The organism is Sphingomonas plantiphila (genome assembly GCF_046000505.1).
GTDB lineage: Bacteria > Pseudomonadota > Alphaproteobacteria > Sphingomonadales > Sphingomonadaceae > Sphingomonas > Sphingomonas plantiphila.
Window position 1 is genome coordinate 2,141,143 of sequence record NZ_JBELQC010000001.1, and the last position, 18,126, is coordinate 2,159,268.

Sequence of the window (18,126 nt, forward strand, 5' to 3'; positions counted from 1 at the left end):
TGCGTCAGCGCGATCCGCGCATCCGGTCGATCAGCGCGACGAGCAGGACGAGCGCGATGCCCGCGCCCAAGCCGTAGATGAACCCCAGCGATGGCTGGCCCTGGCGCACGCCGATCACTGTGCCGACGATCAGGCTGAGGGCGAGAAGGGCGCCGCCGGCGATCGGGGCGGGTTTCGATGAACGGCTCATGCGCGCGCCATGCCACGTCCCGCGTCGGGACGCCACCGTCCCGTTGCGAAACGCGCGGTACGGCCAAACTCCTATGGTTTCCAGCGATTTACCCTCGAGACGCGCGGAAAGCCCCGGTTCGCGCGCGCTGGCACGCGCGGTGCGTGCAGGCGCGCGAACCTTCGCAGGAGCCTTCATGTCGCCGATCCCCTATCTTGCCGACCGCGCCCATGTGTTCGACGCTGCGGACCTGATCCGCGCGTTCGGGGACGATGCGGGGCTGGAAGCGGCGGCGCGCGCGGATCGGTTCCGCGATCTCGGCAACCACATCAATTTCTGCCGCTGGCGGCAGATCGAGCGGTTGATTGTGTTGATGAGTGTCAACCGCGCGGTGGGGACCGTGCACTGAGCGAGGCAACCGGCTAGCCCCCACCGCGTTTAGCGCGGATGGGGGGCACATGACGTTACCGCAAATCCTGTCCGTCACGGTGTTGGTCGGAATGATGGGCCTCTTTCTGTGGGGGCGCTTCCGGTACGATGTCGTCGCCGTAATGGCACTGCTCGCTGCGGTCGCGGCGGGCATCGTCGCGCCCGAGGATGCGTTCACCGGTTTCTCCGACGATATCGTCATCATCGTCGGTTCGGCGCTGGTGCTGTCGGGCGCGGTGCAGCGATCGGGCGTGGTCGAGCGGCTGATGCGGCTGTTGCAGAAGCGGGTGACAGGGGTGCGTTCGCAGCTGTTGCTGCTCTCCGCCAGCGTCGGGTTCGGATCGGCGCTGGTCAAGAATATCGGCGCGCTGGCGATGATGATGCCCGCCGCGTTCCAGATGGCGAAGAAATCGAACAGCTCGCCCAGCGTGTTCCTGATGCCGATGTCGTTCGCCTCGCTGCTCGGCGGGCTCATCACGCTGATCGGTACCTCGCCCAACATCATCGTCAGCCGGGTGCGCGCGGAGATGACGGGCGAGCCGTTCGGCATGTTCGACTATGCGCCGGTGGGGATCGGGCTGACGCTGGTCGGGCTGACATTCCTGTTCTTCGGCTATCGCCTGCTGCCCGCGGATCGCCGGGCCGCGCCGACGATGGGCGAGGCGCTCGACGTCCACGACTATGCGACCGAGGCGAAGATCGTGGAGCAATCCGCGCCCAATGGCGAGACGGTGGCGGAGTTCATCGAGCGGCACGAGCATGAGGTGGCGATCACCATGTTCCTGCGCGACGGCGTGCGCGCGACACCGCTGCCCGATACCGTGCTCAACGCGGGCGACATCCTGATCCTGGGCGGCAACCCCGACAGCCTGGAGCGGGCGATCGCGCGCGACAGGCTAGACTTTGTCGGGACGAGCGAGGCGCCCGAAAGCCCCGAAGGCGAGGAGATCGGGGTGATCGAGGCGGTGGTCGCGGCCGGGTCGGCGCTGGTCGGCGGCACCGCAGGGTCGCTGATGCTGCGCCAGCGCTATGGCATCAACCTGATCGCGGTGTCGCGCCAGGGCGAGCGCATCGTGCGGCGCATGCCCAATGTCGTGTTCCGCGCGGGCGACGTGGTGGTGCTGCAGGGACCGCTGGGCATCCTGCCCCAGACGCTGAACGAACTGGGAGCGCTGCCGCTCGCCGAACGCGAGCTGCGGCTGGGGAGCGTGCGCAAGGGGCTGTTGCCGATCGCGGTGCTCGCCATCGCGATGGCGGCGACGGCGGCCGGGGCGGTGCCGGTGACGATCGCCTTCTTCGCGGCGGCGGCGGCAGTGGTGCTGTTCGGCGCGCTGCCGGTGCGCGATGCCTATGACCATGTCGAATGGCCGATCCTGATCATGCTCGGCGCGTTGATCCCGGTCAGCGATACGCTGCGATCGACCGGGGTGACAGAGATCATCGGACAATGGCTGTCGGCGACTGCGGCGACCTTGCCGCCCTGGGGCGCGGTCGCGCTGATCATGGCGGCAGCAATGGCGGTGACGCCGTTCCTCAACAACGCCGCGACGGTACTGGTGATGGCGCCGATCGCCGCCACCTTCGCCGGCGATCTGGGGCTGCGTCCCGAGGCGTTCCTGATGGCGACCGCGGTCGGCGCGGGATGCGATTTCCTGACCCCGATCGGGCACCAGTGCAATACGCTGGTGATGGGGCCGGGGGGATACCGGTTCAGCGACTATGCCCGGCTGGGCGCGCCGCTGTCGCTGATCGTGCTGATCGTCGGGCCGCCGCTGATCCTGTGGTTCTGGCCCGTCGCTTGAGGGTCACCTGAGGCCGTGGCCGGCCCTCCCCCGCGGTGCGCGGGGGAGGGCAGAGCTCATGCCAGCGCGCCGACCAGCGACTTCACTTCCATGAATTCGGCGAGGCCGAACTTGCCGTGCTCGCGGCCATTGCCCGACTGTTTGTATCCGCCGAACGGAAGGTCGGGGCTGGGCTGGCCGCCGTTGATATAGACCATGCCGGCACGCAGGCGGGGAGCGACGCGCTTGACCGCGTCGGGCGAGCCGAACACCACTGCCGACAGGCCGTAATCGGTGTCGTTGGCGATGCGGATGGCGTCTTCCTCGTCCTTGTAGGGGATGATCGTGACGACCGGGCCGAAGATTTCCTCGCGCGCGATGGTCATGTCGTTGCGCACGCCCGAGAACAGCGTCGGCTTGACGAAATAGCCGGTCTCGATCCCGTCGGGGCGGCCGGGGCCGCCGGCCTCCAGCGTCGCGCCTTCCTCCATGCCCTTGCGGATCAGGCCCTGGATCTTCTCCCACTGCGCCTTGTTCACGACCGGGCCGAGGTGACGGCCCTCCTCGGCAGGATCGCCGCAGGTCGTCGCCTTCATCATCGCGGCGGCGGCCTCGGCCGCTTCCTGCTCCAGCTCGGCCGGGACGAGCAGACGGGCCGGGGCGATGCAGCTCTGGCCCGAGTTCATCAGCACGCTGAACAGCGTTCCCTTGACCGCCGCGCCGACATCCGCGCCCTCGAGCATCAGCGAGGGCGACTTGCCGCCCAGCTCCTGGTGCACGCGCTTGACGGTGTCCGCGGCGTTCTTGGCGACCGCGATGCCGGCGCGGGTCGACCCGGTGAAGCTCACCATGTCGACGCCCTTGTGCTGGCTGAGCGCGGTGCCGACGCCGGGTCCGTCGCCATTGAGCAGGTTGAACACGCCGGCCGGAACACCCGCGGCGTCGAGCACTTCGGCGAAGATCACAGCGCAGCTCGGCGCTTCCTCGCTCGGCTTCAGGATCATCGTACAGCCGGCGGCAAGGGCCGGAGCGACCTTGGACACGATCTGGTTGAGCGGCCAGTTCCATGGCGTGATCATCGCGACGACGCCGATCGGTTCGTGCACGACGAGGCTGTTGCCGATGGTCTCTTCGAAGCTGAATTCCTTGAGCGCGCGCGCGGCCGACATGAGATGGCCGATGCCGGCGCCGACCTGCGCCGTCTTGGCCAGGCTGAGCGGGGCGCCCATCTCGGCACTGATGGCCTGTGCCATATCTTCGGAGCGCTTCTTATACTCTTCGAGGACACGCTCGATCAGTGCGATCCGGTCCGCGACGCTGGTGCGCGAAAAGCTTTCGAACGCGGTGCGCGCGGCGGCGACGGCCTTGTCGACATCGGCCTGCGAACCCAGCGTAATCTCGGTCACCGCATTTTCGGTGGCCGGGTTGATCACTTCATGGCGGGTGCCGCCCTCGCTTTCGATCCACTGGCCGCCAATATAGTGTTTGAGATAGCTGCGCATCCTCGCCTCCGGATTTTTGAGTTTCGGGTATGGTGGATATGTGGCGAGGGGCGGCAAGGGTTGCAACCTGAAACTGGAGACTGACAATGGCGCGCACCGCGAGGATCGAACGAACCGGCGGACCCGAGGTGATCGAATGGGTCGACGTCGAGCTGCCGCCGCCCGGTCGCGGCGAGTTGCAGGTGCGGCACGAAGCGGTGGGCCTGAACTTCATCGATACCTATCACCGGTCGGGCCTGTACCCGGTGGCGCTGCCGAGCGGACTGGGCAGCGAAGCGGCGGGCGTGGTCGAGGCGGTGGGCGAGGGTGTGGACGGGTTCGCGGTCGGGGATCGGGTCGTGACGTTCGGCCCCGGGCTGGGCGCCTATGCGACTGCGCGCAATGCCAGCGCGGACATCTGGTCCAAAATCCCCGACGGCATGTCGTTCGATCTGGCGGCGGCGGTGATGCTCAAGGGATGCACCGCCGAATATCTGATCGAGCGGTGCGCGCGGGTGCAGCCGGGCATGACCGTGCTGGTGCACGCCGCCGCAGGGGGTACCGGACAGCTGCTGGTCCAGTGGCTCAAGCATATCGGTGCGCAGGTGATTGGCACGGTGGGGTCGCCCGAAAAGGCCGAGCGGGCGCGTGCGCTAGGTGCGGACCATGTGATCGAGTACAAGAAAGAGGATATCGCCGCGCGGGTGCGTGAGATTACCAGCGGCGGTGGAGTTCCGGTCGTGTTCGACGGGGTCGGCAAGTCGACGTGGGACGCGTCGCTCAAATCGGCGGCGCGGCGCGGGCTGATCGTCAGCTTCGGCAATGCGAGCGGACCGGTGACCGGCGTCGATCTCGGTGCGCTCAGCCAGCACGGATCGCTGTTCGTGACCCGTCCGACCGCGTTTCATTACTATGTCACGCCGGAAGAGCGCGCGGCCGGGGTGGCGCGGGTGTTCGATCTGGCGATGCGCGGGGTGCTCAAGGTCGAGATCGGGCAGCGCTATGCGCTGGAGGACGCGGCCGAGGCGCATCGCGCCATCGCCGCCGGGGAGACGATGGGCGCGACGCTGTTGGTCCCGTGAGCCTCAGCCCTGGCCGGGATAGGGCTCGGCCTTGAGCAGCCCGGCGAGGTGCGCGGCATTGCCGGCGACCATCGCGGCGGTGTCCGTGACCTTTTTCGGTGTCTTGTCGAGGTCCTGAAAGTCGGTCGAGCCCATCGCCTCGCCGACCCAGTAGCAGGCGGCGACGGCGGGGACGGTGTAGCCGACATCGTTCAGCGCCTGGAACAGCTGCGCCGAGCTGAAATGCGCGCCGTCCTCATTGCCGACGATCGCCGCGACCGCGACCTTGCCATAGCTCGGCATGCGGCCCTGATCGTCGGTTTCGGAGATGAAGGCGTCCATCCGTTCGAGCACGCGCTTGGCGACGCTGGAAATCTGGCCCATCCAGATCGGGCCGCCGAAGATCAGGATATCGGCGGCGAGGATCTTCTCGCGCAGCGCGGGCCATTCGTCGCCGTCGCCCTCGTCGGACGAGACCCCGGGCTTGATGTCGAGCGCGGCGACGCGGACGGTTTCGCTGATCTCGACGTCGTGTTTGGCGAACGCGTCCTTGAGGACGGCGATCATCGCATCGGTGGAGGATGGCTCGGCCGTGTCGGCCTTGAGCGTGCAATTTAGGGCAAGGGCTTTGAGCATGCCGCACCGACGCATGGCATGGCGAAGCGTTCCGTCAGTTGCGCTTTTCGCGGCTGAGCCGGGTGATGAAGGCGGCGCTGCGCAGCGCCTGGAGCGGGATCGAGGTGAGGTCGACCCACTCGCCCTCGGCATGCGCGCCACCGCCCGCGACGCCTAGCCCAGCGAGCGTATCGACGTCCGCCGCGACGAAGGCGCTGTCGGCGGCACCGCGCTTCGCCGGATCCATGTCGGCCATTTCGGGCAGCTTGAGGTCGCGGTTGACCGCATTGAGCTTGGCCAGCAGCGCGCGGTTGCCGTCGGTGGGGGCCATCGGCGGATAGCCCTCCTGAAATTCGAGCTTGGCGGTCGTGCCGGGCAGGCTCTTCGCGACGATCGCCTGCATTCCCGCGCGCGCCTTAGCTTCCTGCTCCGGGGTCAGCGCGCGCAGATCGCCGCGCGCGACGGCCTGTGCCGCCACGACGTTGGTCTTGCCGGCGGCGCTCATCTGATAATTGTTGTCGGCGAGCGTCGCGGGCGTCCCGGCGGCCATCACCCCGACGTTGAAGGTGAGGTTCGTCTCGGGCAGCGTGCGGCGAAATTCGTCGAGGATGCGCGCCAGCTCATAGGCCGCGCCATAGCCGAGCGAGGCCCCGAACACGGCGCTGGAATGGCCCGTCCGCCCGGTGGTCGTAAGCGTCCAGTTGACCGAGCTGCGCCGCGCGACGGTGCCGGTATCCTTGCCGTCCTCGCGCGCCAGATTCTCATATTCCAGAGCCACGTCGGCCCATTTCCCCGCCGCGATCAGGTCCCGACGCGCGATCGCGAGCGGCGATCCGGTGCGCTCCTCGTCGCCGGTCAGCACGATCTTGATATCGGCGTTCCTGAGCGTGCCGGCCGCCTGCATCGCGCGCATCGCGGCGATGATGACGACCACCCCGCCCTTGTCGTCGCCGATGCCGGGGCCGCTCGCGCGGTCGCCGTCGCGGACGAATTTCTGGAAGGCGCTTTCGGGTTCGAACACGGTGTCGAGATGGCCGATGAGCAGGACGCGCTTGCCCTTGCCATTGCCCGTATGCGTGGCGACCAGATGCCCGGCGCGGCCGGTCTCCTTCATGTCGATCCATTCGACCGCGAAGCCGAGCGGTTCCAGCTCCGCGCGGACCATGGCGCCGACCTTCGTGACGCCGTCGATATTGAGCGAGCCGCTGTTCTGGTTGACGAGCTTTTCGAGCAGCGCGACGTGGCGGTCGGTCTCGGCGGTGACGGTCGCGGCCATCTTCGCTTCGGGACCGGTCTGCGCGGTGGCGGGCAGGGCGGTGGCGAGAAGGGCGAGCGGAGCGAGGAACTTGAGCATGTCCACTCTTAGAGCCGCCAGCCTCCGCGGTCGCAAGGGCTAGCTCGGGGTCACTTGAAAGATATCTCCGTCGAGGTCGACCAGATAGAGGTTGCCCGCGCTATCCTCGCCGAATGAAACCAACTGGTTGATCGCTCCCGCATCCGGCGCGAAGTCCTCGTTGCGGCGTTCGTACCTGCTCGACGCGAGGGTGCTTCCCGCGACGAGCGATGCCGCCGGAACGCTCCAGATGTTGCCACTGACGAAATCGCCGAACACATATGCGCCCGCGAGCGAGGTCACGGGTCCGCGATAGACATATCCGCCGATCACCGACTGGCCCTGACGCGGTCCGCTCCCGTGGCTGTATTCGGTGACTGGGTCGGTCAGCCCGGTCGGCGCAGTCCCGCTATAGGGCTGCGTGCCTTCAAGAAAGCGCCAGCCGAAGTTGAGCCCCGGCTGATCGGCGCGCAGCACGTTGATTTCCTCGCGCGCGCCTTGCCCGACATCACCGATGAACAGCCGCCCGTCCGGGGCGAATGACGCGCGGAACGGATTGCGTAGCCCGTAGGCGAACACATAGGGATCTCCACCGCCGGCCAGGAACGGATTGCCGGGGGCTGGACTGAAGAAGGTGGGAGACGCTCCCGCATAGGGATCGTCGACGACGTTGATCCGAAGGATCTTGCCGAGCCGTACGTTACGGTTCTGGGCGTTGTTACCGGGATCTCCCGCGCCGCCGCCGTCCCCGATTGCCGCGTAGAGATAGCCGTCGGGACCGAACCCAATCCAGCCGCCATTGTGATTGTTCGCATCCGGGTGCGGGATCGATAATGTCCCGAACGCGTCGGGCGGGAAGCCCGCTGCGCGCAGGATATATTGGCGCAGTTCGATTGTCCCCCCGGCACCTGTCGCGAAGACTATGAAGCGCCCCGTGGTGGCGAAATTGGGAAGCAGGGCCATTCCCAGCAATCCGCGTTCGCCGTCGGTCGTGAGACCTCCAACCGTGAACAACAGCGTCTTCACACCCGTTGTCGGATTGAGCCGCCAGACTCCGCCGCCCTTTTCCGCAACATAGACGTCCGCGCTGCCGGGAATGGGACTGACATAGACCGGTTGGGCAAAACCCGTTCCGACGCGACGTACGGCAATACCCTCGTGGCTGTTGGTTACGGTGACGCTGATGTCCTGGGTCGCGGAGAGGCTGCCATCGCTGACCCGCAACTGGACCTGGTAGATGTTGTTCCCGTCGGCATCGGCCGGAAGGTCGAAATTTGGAGCCGATGCAAAGCTGAGCGCACCGGCGGTCGTGATGGTGAAGTGCGCGGCATCGGCCCCGCCAGCAATCGAGAAGGTGAGCGGATTGGCGTCGGGATCGGTCGCTGCAGCGGTCATCACCGTGGTGCCGTTTTCCACGATCGACGCCGTCGCCGCGGAGGTGAAGCTGGGCGCGCGGTTGGTGGGGGGCGTGACCGTGCCGCCGCTACCGCTACCTCCACCGCCGCACGCGGTGACCAGCAACGCCGCTGCACAAATCCCTGTCGATCGCATCGATCATGTCCCCTTTTGATTTGTTTTCAATGGCCTGTTCATCGGGACATTGCAAATCTCGGGGTGCTGTCAGTCAATTCATCGAAGGTGGGCGGCGCATCAGGGGTGCGCCGCCCACCTTGTCGGCTCACTCGATCCCTAGCGCCGCCTTGATGTCCGCCCAGGCGACATATTTGAAGTTCTGGGCCCTGGGCGGGTTGTAGCCGTCCTGGGCCACGAACAGGCCGCCGGGATAGGCGGGACCGAAATCGCCCGGGGCGAAATCGATCCCGTCGGTCTCTTCCGTAGCGCCGATGCTGCCCGCGGCGATCCGGAAGCGACCGACATAGCTGTCGTCGGAGAGGCGATAGATGCTGTAGGCGTTGTCGCCTTGGCTGGAGACGATGACATAGCCGCCCGTGCCGGTGCCTTCGGGGGCGAGCGTTACGCCCTCCACATCGGCGACCAGTCTTTCGCCGTCGACGGGTGCGACCAGCGTGCCGTCGGTCGGGCCATCGGCGCGGGCATCGAAGCGCCACAGGCCGACATTTTCCTCACCGACATAGAGGCGCTGGGTGCGCGCATCGGCGGCGCAGCCCTCGGACTGGGTGGCGAGCTTTAGCGTGCGGACGATCGTTCCGGTGGGCGTGGCGCCGGTCAGGTCGAGCGCGACCTGGCGGATCGTGCCATCCTTGATCACATTGAATGCGTGGAGCGTGGTGCCGTCCGCCATCAGGCACAGGCCATAGGCCTCGCCCGCGCCGACCGGGACGGTGCCGAGCGGGATCAGCTTTACCGCCGCAGGATCGAGGCGGAAGAGCGCGAGCCGCGCATTCTTGCGATCGTTGCGGTCGCTCGCCGCGACGATGATGCCGAGCGGGCCCATGTCCTTGAGGTCGACATTGTTGACCTGGCCCACGTCGATGAAGAAGCGGTCCTTGCCGGCGAGGTCGTAGACGTGCAGCCCGGCTTTCTTGTCGGTCGCGACGATCAGGCTGGCGGCGGGGTCGGCGGGGTTGCGCCAGATCGCGGGGTCGTCCGCCGCATCGGCATTGGCGGTGCCGACCGCGTCGGTTTCCCCACGCGCCTGCACGCTGGCGGCGGGGGTGGTGGGGACCAGCGGGACGTCGCTCTTGCCGGCCATGCAGGCGGCGAGCGGGAGCAGGGCGGCGGCGGTCAGCAGGTGCTTCATCGGGTCAGTCCTTGAACTCGGCGACGCAGCGCCCGCCATCGGGGCCGATCGTCTGGCTGCCGCTGGCATCGCGCGGGCCGGAGCAGAAGCGTTCGGCGATCTTCGGCTCGGCAATTTCGCTCAGCCGGTTGCGGCCATCGGCGCCCTTGGACAGATCGAACCCGTCATAGAGCTTGCCCGAGGCGGTGTAGGTGCGGAATTTGAGGGCCGCGCCATCGACATCGACGATCTGATAGAGTTCGGTCGCCTCTGCCGTCCGGTCGGGCTGGGTGCGCGCGCGATCGTTGACCCCGTACATCTTGGACCCCGTGACCGAGACGAGATAGACCGGACCCTGGACCGACCCGTCGGCGCGCGCTTTCGCGCTCGCCTCGCGCCCCGCCTCGCTGGTCAGGCGCGCGTAGCAATGGTCGTGGCCCTGCAGGACGAGATCGACCTTGCGCGCCTCGAACACCGGTTTCCACGCTGCCTTGATCTTGGCGGTGTCCTTGGGGCGAGCGCAGGTGAACACCGGCTGGTGGAACAGCACGACGTTCCACTTCGCCGTGCTCGAAGCGAGCGTCGCGTCGAGCCACGCCGTCTGCTGCTGCATCGCGCCGAGATCGATCGCCGCCGTGCCGTCGAGCACGATGAAGCGGACGCCCTGATAATCGACGAAATAGGTGGTCGCCTTGACCGGATCGACGCCGTTCTTCGGCAGCGCGAACTGGGCGTGCCAATAGGGGCCGAGGATGCGGCTTTCGCTGCCATCCGGCGCGATCAGATCGGCATATTCATGGTTGCCGGTGGCGGGGAGCTGCGGGACGCTGGCATAGTTGTAGCCGCCCGCCTGGTTCCACTCGCCCCATTCGTCGTCATGGTCGAGATCGTCGCGCTGGCCGACCAGATCGCCGGCATGGACGGTGAGGCGGATGTCGCCATGGCTGAGAAACGCCTGACGGATCACGCGGCTGGCATAGCTGAGAATGCCGTTCTGGACGTCGCCGAGATAGAGGAAGCGGAACGGCTTGGCCTGCGCCGCAGCGGTGCGGAATTGATACCATTCGCTCCAGCCCGCCGCACCCTTGACGCGATAGGCGTAAACGGTGTCGGGCGTCAGGTCGGTGAAGCGCAGTTGATGATAGAGCGCGCGGCCATAGCTGCTGTCGATCGGCAGCGTGATGCCGGTGACGGTCTTTGCCTGCTCCTCCAGCGTCGGGCCATCGACCGCGATCGCGATCTGCGCCTGGGCGCTCGCCTGCGCCGTGTCGGTGCGGAAGGCGACCGCCATTTCCCGCGACGGGTCGGCGCCGGGGGTCAGGACGATGCGGTCGGCGAGGTTGCGCGGCGCATAGGGCTGGCCGGGCGATCGAGGGATGGGAGCACCATCCTCGGTCCTGGTCGGGATCGGAAAGCCGGTGGTGCGGGGCAGCGGGCTGGCAGTGGGCGCCGGAGGCTTCTGCGCCGCGGCCCCGTTGCTCACGGCCGCGACGAGCGCGACCGTGAGTGGAAGGGCGAGGATCGTCGAGAAACGGACGCGCATCAGAAGTTGGCGCTTACACCGAACTTCGCGGTCCAGCTGTACTTTTCATATTGCAGGATGCGCTTGGCACCTTCGTAATTCTGATAGGCGAAATAGGGCGCGTCGGTGACGTTCACCCAGTCGGCGAACAGGCGGACGCCCTTGATCACGCGGAACTTGGCCGACAGGTCCAGCTGGAAATGCTGGTCGGCGTAGCGGTCCTGATCGGCGGCGTCGCCAACTTCCTCGAGCAGCTTGCTGCGATAGGTGCCCGCCGCGCGCAGCGAGAGCGGACCCTTTTCATAGCCGAGCACGACGTTGAACGTGTGCTTCGATGCGGCGGGCAGCGGGATTTCACGCGGGTCGGCCGGGTCGCCGTTGTTGAAGATCGTGCCCTTGGCATCGGTGTAGGTGTAGTTGGCGTTGAGCAGCAGCCCGTCGAGCGGCGCGGGCAGGAAGGTGAAGCGCTGCGCGAACGAGAGTTCGACGCCCTTCACATGCGCGGTGTCGCCGTTCTGGAACGTGTCCGCCTCGTCATAGGGGACGCCATAGATGGTGCCGGCGGTGTCGGTGTGGACGGTGGTGATGAAGTCCTTGATCGACTTCCAGAACACGCCACCGGTCAGCGCCGAGTTGTTGCCGAAATACCATTCGGCCGACGCGTCGATGTTCCAGGCGCGATAGGGCTTCAGGTTCGGATTGCCGAATTCGGCCTCGTCATCCTCGTTCACCAGCACGCGCTGGGCTAGATTCGAGAGCTTCGGGCGCACCAGGCTCTTATAGCCGGCGAGGCGCAGCACGACGTTGCGCTGCGGCTCGAAGCGCAGCGTCAGGCTGGGCAGCCAGTCGGTGTAGCTGCGCTCGATCCGGTTCGGGGTGACGAAGACGTCGTCGCCGTCGGTGGTCGTAGTGAAGGCGCGGATGTCGTTGTACGTGCGCTCGACGCGGACGCCGCCGACCGCGCGGAAGCCGGTGCTGTCGTAGCGGCCGAGCAGATAGCCGGCCAGCACGTCCTCATCGATCGCATAGTCCGAGGTTGCCGAGTTGAGGTCGGTGTCGACCTGGTTCAGCTCGAAATCGGTGCGGTTGCTGTTGAAGAAGTCGGTCGGCGCGGTGCGGCCGGGCAGGGGCCCGAGATTCTGGATGCGGTAGGTCTGGTCGCCCAGCACGTTGGCGAGCGTGTAGCTGCCGTCATAGCCGTCATAGACCAGCGCTTCGAGGTCGTACGACTTGGCGCGCCAGCGCGACTTCACGCCGCCCTGGACGGTGAAGGTGCCGCTATCGAGCGCGAACTCGCGCGACAGGTCGGCGCGCGCGGTCCATTCCTTGTCCAGCGAGTCCGACAGCGCGGTATATTCAAGCTCGTTGAAGCCGTAGGTGGCGGGGTTGTTGAACAGGGTGGTGTTGCCCGACACGCTGAACAGCGGACGGCGGATGTCCGAATAGTCGAAATCGACCAGCACGGCATTGGCGCCTGAGCCGCTAAAGCGCGCGCGGAAGCGGGTGGGGTCGACCGAGCCGTTCTCGCGCTCGCTCGATTCGGCATAGGCGCCCGACCAGGTCAATTTCCACGGACCGGTTTCGGTTTCACCGCCCAGGATGAGCGACTGGATCTTCTGCTTTTCGAAGCGATCCTTCATGCGGCGGCGCACTTCGATGCGGCCGTCGGCGCTGGAGAATTGCGCCGAGGTGGCGTCGCCCGCACGTGGATCGCCGCTCATGATGAAGGTGACGTCGCCGCGATATTCCTGGTCGGAGAATTCGCTGTAGATGCCGCGTGCGTAGAGCTTGGTCGTGTCGCTGGCGCGGAAGTCGAGGCTCAGCGAGCCGCCGATGCGTTCACGCTCGACGTCATAGTCGCGATACTGGACCTCCTCGGCGTAGACGATGCCGCCGTCCTCGTTCCAGTCCGACGCCTCGATATTGTCGGTTTCGAACTTGCGGCGATAATAGCTGACGCCGCCGGCGATGCCGAAATTGTCGCTGAGCTTGGTCGAGAAATCGACGCTGGCCTTGGGCGTCAGCGCGTCGGCATAGTTGTTATAGCTGCCTTCCAGCTTGATGCCGAGCAGGTCCTTCTTGCGGTCGAACGCGCTGGTCGTGTTGATCTCGATCGACGCGCCGATCGTGTCGCCGTCCATGTCGGGGGTCAGCGACTTCTTGATCTCGATCGATTCGATCAGCTCGGCGGGAATAACGTCGAGCGCGACCGAGCGGACGTCGCTTTCCGGCGCGGGCAGGCGCACGCCGTTGACCGAGGCAGCGTTGAGTTCGGGATCGAGGCCGCGGACCGAGACGAAGCGGCCTTCGCCCTGGTCGTTGAGGATGTTGACGCCGGGCACGCGGCGCAGCGATTCGGCGACATTCTGGTCGGGGAACTGGCCGACCGCGTCGCGGGTCAGGACGTTCTCGACGCCGTCGGCGGCGCGCTGGCGCGAGAGCGAGCTGGTGAGGCTCGCCGACTGGCCGACGATCAGGATCTCATCGTCCCCGCCGACGCGCAGGTCCGCGGTGGCCACCGCATCGTCGGCGACGGTGATGCGGCTGCGCACGGGATCGGCGCCGATATAGCTCGCCTCGATCGTGTAGGTGCCGGCGGGGACATCGCCGAAGCGGAAGCTGCCGTCGCGGCCGGCTTCGGTGACGCGGTCGAGCTCGACGATGCGGACCTGCGTCCCCTGCAGCGCACGCACGCCGCGCGCGTCGGTGACGGTGCCGGTGACGTCGCTGGCGAAGGCGGCGGCAGGCGCGAAGATCGCTGCGGCAAGGCAGACGCCCTGGAGCAGGCGCGTGCGGCGAAGAGTCATGGAAGTCCCCCGAAAGTGCGTGTCCCGTCACGGCGACGGGATCGAGTCGAGCGGCTGCTAGGGGGCGGCGATGTCAGTTGAGTGTTGTTTCGGTAGCAGATTCATTGCGGAATCGTGACGGTTCGATGACGTTGCCGTGGAGACACGCTGCGCTGCACAACGAAAAACGCCCGGGCCTTTCGACCCGGGCGTCTCGCTGTCCGGCGCCGCCTCCCCCGAAGCGGCGACGAAACGGGATCGTCGCTTATGACGAATAGTACATGTCGTACTCGACCGGCGACGGGGTCATCTCCCAACGGGCGACCTCCTCGCGCTTGAGTTCGATATAGGCCGCGATCTGGTCGGCGGTGAACACGTCCCCCTTGAGCAGGAAGTCCATGTCCGCCTCGAGGCTGTCGAGCGCTTCGCGCAGCGAGCCGCACACGGTCGGGACCTGGCTCAGCTCCTCGGGCGGCAGGTCGTACAGGTTCTTGTCCATCGGGTCGCCCGGATGGATCTTGTTCTGGATGCCGTCGAGGCCCGCCATCAGCAGCGCGGCATAGGCGAGATACGGGTTCGCCAGCGCGTCGGGGAAGCGGAATTCGACGCGCTTCGCCTTGCTGCCCGCACCGTACGGGATGCGGCACGATGCCGAGCGGTTGCGCGACGAATAGGCCAGCAACACCGGCGCCTCATACCCCGGGACCAGCCGCTTGTAGCTGTTGGTCGACGGATTGGTGAAGGCGTTGAGCGCCTTGGCATGCTTGATCACGCCGCCGATGAAGTAGAGGCACATTTCCGACAGGCCGGCATAGCCGTTGCCCGCGAACAGGGGCGAACCCTTGTCCCAGATCGACATGTGCGTGTGCATGCCCGAGCCGTTATCTTCCTTGATCGGCTTGGGCATGAAGGTCGCGGTCTTGCCATAGGCATGCGCGACCTGGTGCACGACGTACTTGTAGATCTGCATGCGGTCGGCGGTCTCGACCAGCGTGCCGAAGGTCAGGCCCAGCTCGTGCTGTGCGGCGGCGACTTCGTGGTGATGCTTGTCGCACGGCAGACCCATTTCGAGCATGGTCGAGACCATCTCGCCGCGGATGTCGACCGCGCTGTCGACCGGCGCGACGGGGAAATAGCCGCCCTTCGCACGCGGGCGGTGGCCCATGTTGCCGCTCTCATAGTCCTTGGACGAATTGCCCGGCAGCTCGATGTCGTCGATCGCGTAATAGCTGGTCGAGTAGCTGTTCTCGAACTTCACGTCGTCGAACATGAAGAACTCGGCTTCCGGGCCGACATAGACGGTGTCACCGATGCCGAGCGACTTGAGATAGGCTTCCGAACGCTTGGCGGTCGAGCGCGGATCGCGGCTGTAGAGCTCGCCGGTCGACGGCTCGACGATGTCGCAGACCAGGATCAGCATCGGCGTGGCCGAGAACGGATCGACCCATACCGCGTCGAGATCGGGCTTGAGGATCATGTCGGATTCGTTGATCGCCTTCCACCCGGCGATCGACGAGCCGTCGAACATCAGGCCGTCGGTCAGTTCGTCCTCGCCGATCACCGAGGCGACCATGGTGAGGTGCTGCCACTTGCCCTTGGGGTCGGTGAAGCGCAGGTCGATCCACTCGATCTCCTGATCCTTCACCATCTTCAGAATGTCGGCTGCGCTGTTAGCCATTGGAACCAAGCCCCTTTCTTTCGCTCTTCAGGTCCGGCGCCGGAATCGGATCGCCGGAGAATCATATTGCGCTGCGGTGCAGCTTCGTGAAGTTTTTGCAGTGCGTCAAATCGCCGTTCAGATGGCGTTGTCGTCGCGCTCCCCGGTGCGGATGCGCAGCGCGGTTTCGATCGCGGTGACGAAGATCTTGCCGTCGCCGATCCGGCCGGTCTGCGCGGCGGTGGCGATCGCCTCGACCACCCGCTCCGCCAGTGCGTCCTCGACCACCACCTCAAGCTTCACCTTGGGCAGGAAATCGACGACATATTCGGCGCCGCGATACAGTTCGGTATGCCCTTTCTGACGGCCGAACCCCTTGGCCTCGGTCACGGTGATGCCCGACACGCCGACATCGTGCAGCGCCTCCTTCACCTCATCCAGCTTGAACGGCTTGATGATGGCTTCGATCTTTTTCACGGTCTCTTCCCTCTGTGACGCCGAAGCGAATCCCGATCGGCCGGTCTGCCGTCAGGGTGACGGCGGATTGGATCACGATCAAGCGGAACGCCCCTGGCGCGCGACAGTGCATGGGGCATGCCAGTTTGCCGGATCGCGCAAATGCTTGGTGCAGCGCCTTGGCGCGTTAACAACTGCCTAACAAATGGGCAGCGCGGCGACTGGGTTGCGCGATTGCGGTGCAGCCTTGCGCGAGGTCGGCGCGAGTGTAATGTCCGGCTATCACACCAAGGTTCAAGGAATTCCCCGATGCGCGTCCCGCTTCTTCTTGCCGTCCTGCTCGCGGGCATGTCCGCCATGCCCGCCGTCGCGCAGCAGCAGCCCGCCCCGGCGGCATTGCCGGGCGAGGGAGCGGAGGACGCGAAGCTCAAGGCGCTGTTCCACGCCAGCGACGAGGCGTCGCTGAAGCGCAATCCGCTGATGGCGCTGTTCCGCGGCGACCTGCGCTATGCCGACCGGCTCGGCAGCTATTATACCGACGCCTATCTGGCGGCGGAAAAGGCGGCGGCCGAGGCGGATCTGGCGGCGCTGCGCAAGATCGACCGGACCAAGCTGACCCCGGTCAACAAGATCGCCTATGACGTGTTCGAGGCCGATCAGCTGCGCGGGCTGAAGGGCTTTCGCCCGGAAATCCTGTCGGTCTCCAAATATCTGCCGATCGATCATTTCACCGGTTTCCAGTCCTTCTATCCGGACTTCGCATCGGGGCAGGGCGCGGCACCGTTCAAGACGGTCGCTGACTATGACAACAACCTGAAGCGCAACGCGGAATATGCCGCGATGTACGATCGCATCATCGCGCTGTTCCGCGAGGGCATGACGCGCAAGATCGTGCAGCCCAAGCTGGTCGTCACCAACATGATCGAGCAGTTCGACAATCTGATGGCGCAGGGTGTGGAAGAGTCGGTGTTCTATGCGCCGGTGACCAAGTTCCCCGACGGGATTCCCGAAGCGGACCAGACGCGGCTCAAGGCCGCCTATGCCCGCCAGGTGCGCGACGTCATCCTGCCCGCGCACAGGAAAATCCGCGATTTCCTCGCCAACGACTATCTGCCCGCAGCGCGCGACAGCGTCGGCACCTCGGCACTGCCCGGCGGCGCGGCGCTGTACGCCTATGCGATCGAGAGCAACACGACGCTGCCGCTGACCGCCGACTATGTCCACACTCTTGGCCTGTCGGAGGTGAAGCGGATCACCGCCGAGATGGAGCAGCAGAAGGAGAAGGTGGGGTTCAAGGGCACGCTCCAGGAATTCTTCACGCATCTGCGCACCGACAAGCGGTTCCAGCCAGCGAGTGCGGAGGCGCTGCGCGACGAATATGAGGCGATCGGCAAGCGCGTGGATGCGCGCGTGCGCGAGCAATTCTCCCTGATCCCGAAGAGCCCGCTCGAAATCCGGCCGGTGCCCGCCTATCGCGAAAAAACCGACGCGGCAGGCAGCTACATGCAAGGGACGCCCGACGGGTCGCGGCCGGGCGTATTCTATTACAACACCTATGACCTGCCGACGCGCTACACCTGGGGTGCCGAGACGCTGTATCTGCACGAGGCGGTGCCGGGGCATCATTTCCAGATCAGCCTGGCGCAGGAGAATGCGGCGCTGCCCGCGTTCATGCGCTTTGGCGGCAATACCGCCTATGTCGAGGGCTGGGCGCTCTATGCCGAGACGCTGTGGCCCGAACTGGGGATGGAGACCGATCCCTATCAGCGCATGGGCGGCCTGACCGACGAGATGCTGCGCGCGATGCGGCTGGTGGTCGACAGCGGGCTGCACGCCAAGGGGTGGAGCCGCGATCAGGCGATCGACTATATGGTCACCAACTCGCCCATGTCTAAGACCGACGCCACTGCCGAGGTCGAGCGCTATATCGCGATGCCGGGGCAGGCGCTGGCCTACAAGATCGGCCAGCTGACGATCCTGAAGGCCAAGGCGAAGGCGAAGGCGGCGCTGGGCGGGAAATTCGATCCGCGCGGCTTTCACGCCGCCGTGCTGGATACCGGCGCGCTGCCGATGCCGGTGCTGGAGAAGAAGATCGACGACTGGGTCGCGGCGCAGAAGTAACGCCGAACCCCAGC

The 18,126-nt window shown here is 66.1% G+C and carries 14 protein-coding genes; 4 read left to right on the plus strand and 10 right to left on the minus strand.

All coding sequences use genetic code 11. From position 1 onward, the window contains the following. Positions 1–4: 4 nt before the first annotated feature. Entirely contained in the window at positions 5–190 is a 186-nt protein-coding gene (locus ABS767_RS10160) for a hypothetical protein (RefSeq protein ID WP_408078240.1), read from the minus strand. Between the two features lie 175 nt (positions 191–365). On the opposite strand from ABS767_RS10160, the gene ABS767_RS10165 reads away from it, so the two are divergent. Then, complete coding sequence (locus ABS767_RS10165) at positions 366–578, plus strand: hypothetical protein (RefSeq protein WP_145846266.1); 213 nt, start codon at positions 366–368, stop codon at positions 576–578. A gap of 49 nt (positions 579–627) precedes the next feature. Next, on the plus strand, positions 628–2,400 hold the full coding sequence (locus tag ABS767_RS10170; RefSeq protein WP_408078241.1) for an SLC13 family permease: 1,773 nt from the start codon (positions 628–630) through the stop codon (positions 2,398–2,400). A 56-nt stretch (positions 2,401–2,456) separates the two neighbouring features. Here ABS767_RS10170 and ABS767_RS10175 read toward each other — a convergent pair whose 3' ends face one another. Further along, positions 2,457–3,881: an aldehyde dehydrogenase family protein gene (locus ABS767_RS10175; protein ID WP_408078242.1), complete on the minus strand. Its 1,425-nt coding sequence runs from the start codon at positions 3,879–3,881 to the stop codon at positions 2,457–2,459. A gap of 86 nt (positions 3,882–3,967) precedes the next feature. Between ABS767_RS10175 and ABS767_RS10180 the strand changes: the two genes are divergently transcribed. Further along, positions 3,968–4,942, plus strand: a complete 975-nt coding sequence (locus ABS767_RS10180; RefSeq protein WP_408078243.1) for a quinone oxidoreductase family protein — start codon at positions 3,968–3,970, stop codon at positions 4,940–4,942. A 3-nt stretch (positions 4,943–4,945) separates the two neighbouring features. Here the strand turns inward: ABS767_RS10180 and ABS767_RS10185 are convergent, their stop codons facing one another. The 8 genes from ABS767_RS10185 to ABS767_RS10220 all read right to left on the minus strand — a co-directional run bounded on the left by ABS767_RS10185 (position 4,946) and on the right by ABS767_RS10220 (position 16,012). Continuing rightward, positions 4,946–5,557: a flavodoxin family protein gene (locus ABS767_RS10185; protein WP_408078244.1), complete on the minus strand. Its 612-nt coding sequence runs from the start codon at positions 5,555–5,557 to the stop codon at positions 4,946–4,948. A gap of 34 nt (positions 5,558–5,591) precedes the next feature. Beyond that, the gene (locus ABS767_RS10190) at positions 5,592–6,890 is read right to left on the minus strand and encodes a M20/M25/M40 family metallo-hydrolase (protein WP_408078245.1); all 1,299 of its coding nucleotides are present in this window, start codon (positions 6,888–6,890) and stop codon (positions 5,592–5,594) included. 39 nt (positions 6,891–6,929) lie between these two features. Beyond that, positions 6,930–8,420 (minus strand): PQQ-dependent sugar dehydrogenase, encoded by a 1,491-nt coding sequence (locus ABS767_RS10195; protein ID WP_408078246.1) that lies wholly within the window; start codon positions 8,418–8,420, stop codon positions 6,930–6,932. A 127-nt stretch (positions 8,421–8,547) separates the two neighbouring features. Continuing rightward, positions 8,548–9,591: a phytase gene (locus ABS767_RS10200; RefSeq protein WP_408078247.1), complete on the minus strand. Its 1,044-nt coding sequence runs from the start codon at positions 9,589–9,591 to the stop codon at positions 8,548–8,550. Positions 9,592–9,595: 4 nt separating this feature from the next. Beyond that, positions 9,596–11,113, minus strand: coding sequence for a fibronectin type III domain-containing protein (locus ABS767_RS10205; RefSeq protein WP_408078248.1), 1,518 nt, complete (start codon positions 11,111–11,113; stop codon positions 9,596–9,598). Continuing rightward, positions 11,113–13,899 (minus strand): TonB-dependent receptor, encoded by a 2,787-nt coding sequence (locus tag ABS767_RS10210; RefSeq protein WP_408078249.1) that lies wholly within the window; start codon positions 13,897–13,899, stop codon positions 11,113–11,115. The genes ABS767_RS10205 and ABS767_RS10210 overlap by 1 nt, the downstream gene beginning before the upstream one ends. A 244-nt stretch (positions 13,900–14,143) precedes the next feature. Then, positions 14,144–15,556 (minus strand): type I glutamate--ammonia ligase, encoded by a 1,413-nt coding sequence (gene glnA, locus ABS767_RS10215; RefSeq protein WP_408078250.1) that lies wholly within the window; start codon positions 15,554–15,556, stop codon positions 14,144–14,146. 117 nt (positions 15,557–15,673) lie between these two features. Then, the gene (locus tag ABS767_RS10220) at positions 15,674–16,012 is read right to left on the minus strand and encodes a P-II family nitrogen regulator (RefSeq protein ID WP_408078251.1); all 339 of its coding nucleotides are present in this window, start codon (positions 16,010–16,012) and stop codon (positions 15,674–15,676) included. Between the two features lie 288 nt (positions 16,013–16,300). Here ABS767_RS10220 and ABS767_RS10225 point away from each other — a divergent pair, with 288 nt between their 5' ends. Then, positions 16,301–18,112 (plus strand): DUF885 domain-containing protein, encoded by a 1,812-nt coding sequence (locus ABS767_RS10225; protein ID WP_408078252.1) that lies wholly within the window; start codon positions 16,301–16,303, stop codon positions 18,110–18,112. Positions 18,113–18,126 lie beyond the last annotated feature (14 nt).